Source organism: Pseudomonadota bacterium (genome assembly GCA_026388215.1).
Lineage (GTDB): Bacteria > Desulfobacterota > Syntrophorhabdia > Syntrophorhabdales > Syntrophorhabdaceae > JAPLKF01.
The window spans coordinates 1-4,671 of sequence record JAPLKF010000199.1 but is presented as its reverse complement, the minus strand read 5'-3'; the positions used below and the strand labels follow the sequence as shown (position 1 = coordinate 4,671).

Annotated in this window: 5 protein-coding genes; all 5 read right to left on the bottom strand. The window is 44.7% G+C overall.

Annotation, left to right across the window (positions count from 1 at the left end):
- Positions 1–491, bottom strand: a 491-nt coding sequence (locus NTU69_10505) for an ABC transporter ATP-binding protein (GenBank protein MCX5803941.1), incomplete at its 3' end; no start/stop codon positions are given.
- Positions 478–1,203 (bottom strand): ABC transporter ATP-binding protein, encoded by a 726-nt coding sequence (locus NTU69_10500; GenBank protein MCX5803940.1) that lies wholly within the window; start codon positions 1,201–1,203, stop codon positions 478–480. The genes NTU69_10500 and NTU69_10505, both read right to left, overlap by 14 nt.
- 24 nt (positions 1,204–1,227) lie before the next feature.
- Positions 1,228–2,190, bottom strand: coding sequence for a branched-chain amino acid ABC transporter permease (locus tag NTU69_10495; protein ID MCX5803939.1), 963 nt, complete (start codon positions 2,188–2,190; stop codon positions 1,228–1,230).
- A gap of 9 nt (positions 2,191–2,199) precedes the next feature.
- The gene (locus NTU69_10490) at positions 2,200–3,075 is read right to left on the bottom strand and encodes a branched-chain amino acid ABC transporter permease (protein MCX5803938.1); all 876 of its coding nucleotides are present in this window, start codon (positions 3,073–3,075) and stop codon (positions 2,200–2,202) included.
- A 116-nt stretch (positions 3,076–3,191) separates the two neighbouring features.
- On the bottom strand, positions 3,192–4,385 hold the full coding sequence (locus NTU69_10485; protein ID MCX5803937.1) for an ABC transporter substrate-binding protein: 1,194 nt from the start codon (positions 4,383–4,385) through the stop codon (positions 3,192–3,194).
- Between the last annotated feature and the right edge of the window lie 286 nt (positions 4,386–4,671).

Here is a 4,671-nt window from a genome sequence, read left to right as displayed (position 1 = left end):
CCCAGGGATGGCTCATCAAGCATCATCAACTTGGGTAATGACATAAGTCCCCTGCCCACGGCAAGCATCTGTTGTTCACCCCCGGAGAGCGTTCCTGCGGTCTGCTTTTTTCTTTCTTTGAGCCTCGGGAAGAGAGAATAGACGTAGTCCATCGTTTCATAACGTTTTCGTTTTGCTTCACCGTAGAGAGAACCCATGATCAGATTTTCCTCTACGGTCATTTCGGGAAAGAGACGTCTCGCTTCAGGAACATGGACGATGCCATGCTCTATAATCTTGTTTGGCGGTAGATGATCGATACGTGTGCCATTGAACTCGATCGTTCCCTTCTTTGGGGTGAGGAGGGCAGATATGGTTATTAGGGTAGTGGATTTTCCTGCTCCATTGGAACCAATGAGGACTACTATCTCCTTTTCCTTGACCTCGAAAGAAACATCCCAGAGAACCTGGAGGTCTCCGTAAAATACGCTGATTTCGTCAACCTTGAGCATATGCTTCCCCCAGATAGGCCTCGATCACTGCGGGATTGTTGGCAACCTCCTTGGGTGTGCCTTCAGCAATCGTCTGGCCGAAATTAATCGCGTGTATTCGATCCGATATGGACATAATGACTTTCATGATATGCTCTACAATGAGTATGGTTGTGCCGTTATCTCTGATTCTTTGAATAAGCTCGATGGCTTCATCCAGCTCTGAAGGAGTTAATCCGGCAGCGGTTTCATCAAGAAGCAGGAGATCCGGTTTTGTTGCCAGAGCCCGGGCGATTTCAAGCCGTTTCCTTCCTCCGATGGGGAGGCTTTTTGCTAGTTTGTCTTTCTGTTCTATAAGACCGCTGAATTCGAGAATCCTGAGTGCCTCATCCCGCGCCTCTTTTATGGTACCTACACGGCAGAAAGCAGATGCTGTTACGTTATCTAAAACCGTCATACGGGATAGGGGTTTGACAACCTGGAAGGTCCGGCCAATACCCAGGTGGCAGATCTTGTAGGTTTTTAATCCCTTAATACTTTGTCCTTTGAAAAGAACATCACCGGATGTAATGGGGTAGTAGTTGTTGATACAATTAAAAATGGTTGTTTTTCCTGAGCCGTTAGGCCCAATAAGGCCCATGATTTCTCCTTCATTTAAATGAAAGGTGACATTATTGACCGCCATGAGTCCACCAAACGCTTTCGTTAGATTTTTCACTTCAAGGAGTGCCATATGATCCTCCCATACGAATACCTTTCAGCTTGAGGCCTTTATTCTGAACACATTTTGCTTAATTTTTAACCAGTCACCCACAATACCGTTTGGTAAGAACATAATCACAAAGATAACCAGCAGGCCGAAGACCAGCACATGGGCCTCGCTCGTCCATGCTGGGGCCAGACCGAAAAATGCACTTCTGAACGTTTCCTGAAGACCTACCATAATAAAGGCACCAACTGCAGGCCCCATAATGGTTGCCACACCACCTACGATTCCGACCAGGATGGCCATAATGGATATATAATGGAGGGAGAATACAACATGAGGATCAATGAAGGCCATATAATTCATGTAGAACGCTCCTGCCATTCCTGTAAAAAATGAGCTTACCAACAGGGATACATTTTTATAGAGGGTCGTATTTATACCCAGAGATTCTGCTGCATCCTGATTCTCCCTGATGGATATAAAATAATATCCCCATTTGGATTTCATAATCAGGTGTATGACAAATATACAGAGGAAAGCCAGGGCTAAGGCTATATAGTAATAGGGCAGTTTGCTCTTAAAGGTCTGGATGATGAGAATTCCTACCATGCCTTCGGTAAGGCTTTCCCAGTTGGTGGCGATAAGTCTGAAGATTTCACCTCCGGCAAGGGTAGCCAGGGCAAAATATGGCCCCCTCAATCTGAAGCAGACCCAGCCTACGAAAAGGCCGATGAGCATGGCGGTTACGCCCCCGAACATCATGCCCCACCAGGCGGACATTCCCAGCTTTGTCACAAAGGTTCCGGCGGTGTAGGCCCCTATTCCGAAAAACATGGCATGACCGAAGGATACCTGACCTGTATACCCTGCCAGAAGGTTCCATGCAGATCCTATAACAACCCACATAAGGGCGATAATGGCCAGATGCAGATAGTAATCAGAAGTGACAAGGAACGGAAACGTGACAGCCAAGAGTCCCAGAATGATATATGCAAGATGCTTTTTCCCCATAATTACCTCTTATATTTTCGTCAGGCGTTTCAACCCGCCGGGCAAGAACACCAGGACAAGCACGAATATGACAAAACCAACCATTTCTTTATAACCCATGCCGATATATGTCGCACCTAAAGACTCTGCAATGCCCAAAACGAGTCCACCGACTATGGCTCCCACCGTACTTCCCATGCCTCCCAGTATGGTGATTACGAATGCCTTTAAGGTGAAGGGGCCACCGATATCAGGGAAAAGATAGAAGATGGGTATTAACAAACTCCCCGCTGCCGCGACCAACGCTGAACCGAGGCCGAATGTGATAATGGTGATCCTGCCGCTGTTTACACCCATCAGGGTTGCCGCGTTTTTGTCCTGTGCTGTAGCCCGGATGGAACGGCCTAAGTCTGTTTTCAGTAAGAACCAGAAAAGGATCAAAGTAAAAACAACGGCAATAATAAAGGCAAAACACATGGGTTGATTGAAGGAAATGTCACCGATAAAGAAAGCCTTGGAACTGTATGACGTTTCGACGGTTTTGTAATCGGAGGTGAAGATGAACCGGGCTATTTCCGTCAGAACCATGCCTATGCCGACGGTCATTAGAACCTGGTTTTCGGGAAGGATGGATTCAACTTTAATTAAGGGGTTCAAAAAGAATTTTTGTAAAATGACCCCCAAGAGAAACAGTGCTGGCATGGCAACCAGCAGGGAAACATAAGGGTCAATTTTAAAGGCATGGTGCAGCACAAAGGTTATGTACATGGCTACCATCATCAACTGGCCGTGGGCCAGGTTGATGATTCCCATAATACCCATGATCAGCGTCATTCCGATTCCAATCAGACTATAGATTCCGCCAATGAGAATTCCCGCAACGATTGTTTGGATTAAGACATTCATATGACGATCCTTTCAAAAAAGTTTTAAGTATTCCAAGATATTACACCTTTTATTCGTTGAAAGTGAACTGACACTGGATTATTTCAGTGTCAGTTCACTTTATCAATTTTTCAAAATTAATACTTCCAGGTTTCAAGCCAATTAACAGGATATACAAACTTTTCGGTAGCAAGTTTGGCAGGCCAGACCAATTCAAGCTTTCCGTTGATCCACTGAACGACATAGGTAGGCAGTTTATTCTGATTTTTAAACTTCCCGTAGGATATGAATTTGACCGGACCAAAGACTGTCATCATATCCGTTTCAGACAAAGCCTGCTTAATATCGGCAGGTTTATACGATTTTGCTCTTTTCAGTACGTCGGCAATAACATACGCAGCCGCGTATGCCTCTGCACCGTGATACTCTGTTTCGCTCTTATACTTGGCTACGTATTTCTTAAAGTAGTCCATTGCACCCGGATATTTGAGACTTTGGTACCAGAGAGTGGCCGAACTTACCTTCTCAGAAGCGACTCCCGCATTTTTTTTGAACTCCGGCAGGGTGAAACCTGCTGCCCCTCCGATGAACATCTTCGGTGTCAGTTTTAATTCCTTCGCCTGTTTCATGAGCAGAGAGGCGTCCATGATGTACGATACCATATAGACGATGTCGGGGTTGAGCTTTTTAACATTGATGAGAACAGGTTTAAAATCAATTCCGCCAGCCTCATATCCCTGTTTGAGAACTACCTTGTAACCCAATTTATTGCAGGTTTCTTCAAAGGATTTGGCGCCTGATGTTCCGAACAGGGAATTTTCATGGAGGATAACAACCGTTTTCGGCTTTATGACGTCAGTGAGAAGTGACTCAATCGCCCCCGCATATTCACTGACAGCGGGGTTCAAGCGGAAAACGTAATCCCATCCCGATGTGGTGATTGTATCAGCGGAGCCGGTATTAACGAGAAAAGGGACCCTATTTTGCTGGCAAACACCGGCAATGGCATAGGTTACGGAACTGCTGTATCCGCCGCCGACCATGACAACCTTATCTTTAGTGATGAGCTTTTCAACAACGGATCGTCCCACATCCGGCCGTCCTGTGTCATCTTCTATGACCAACTCCAGTTTTTTCCCGTTGATGCCGCCTTTTTTATTGATTTCATCCACGGCCATCTCAAAGGATCGTTTCTCAATTTCGCCGAATTTTGCCTCAGCTCCGGTAAGGGGGAGAACAATTCCCACCCTTAGTTCATTCTGTGCAAAAACATGAGGCACAAAGAGACTTAACATAAATAAACAAACAATTAATATCGAAAAACGTCTCATAACACCCTCCTTAAAAAATAGTGTGATAAAAGTCTTATGCATACCTTGGTTAGTATGGAAATAAGACATTGTGGTTTTTTATAATTTCCCAAAGAATTTGTCAACACAAATAATTACAAGAAAATTTTAAGATGATTTTACAAATGGTTTGTTTTAATATTCAATTATGTCGGTGGCAATAAAACCAAGTTTCCCTGATTTCAAGCCCATCCAATTGGAAGACCGTGATATTTTCAGAGATATATTTAGCCAGTATAAACCTGAGACCTCTGAATGGACTTTTACA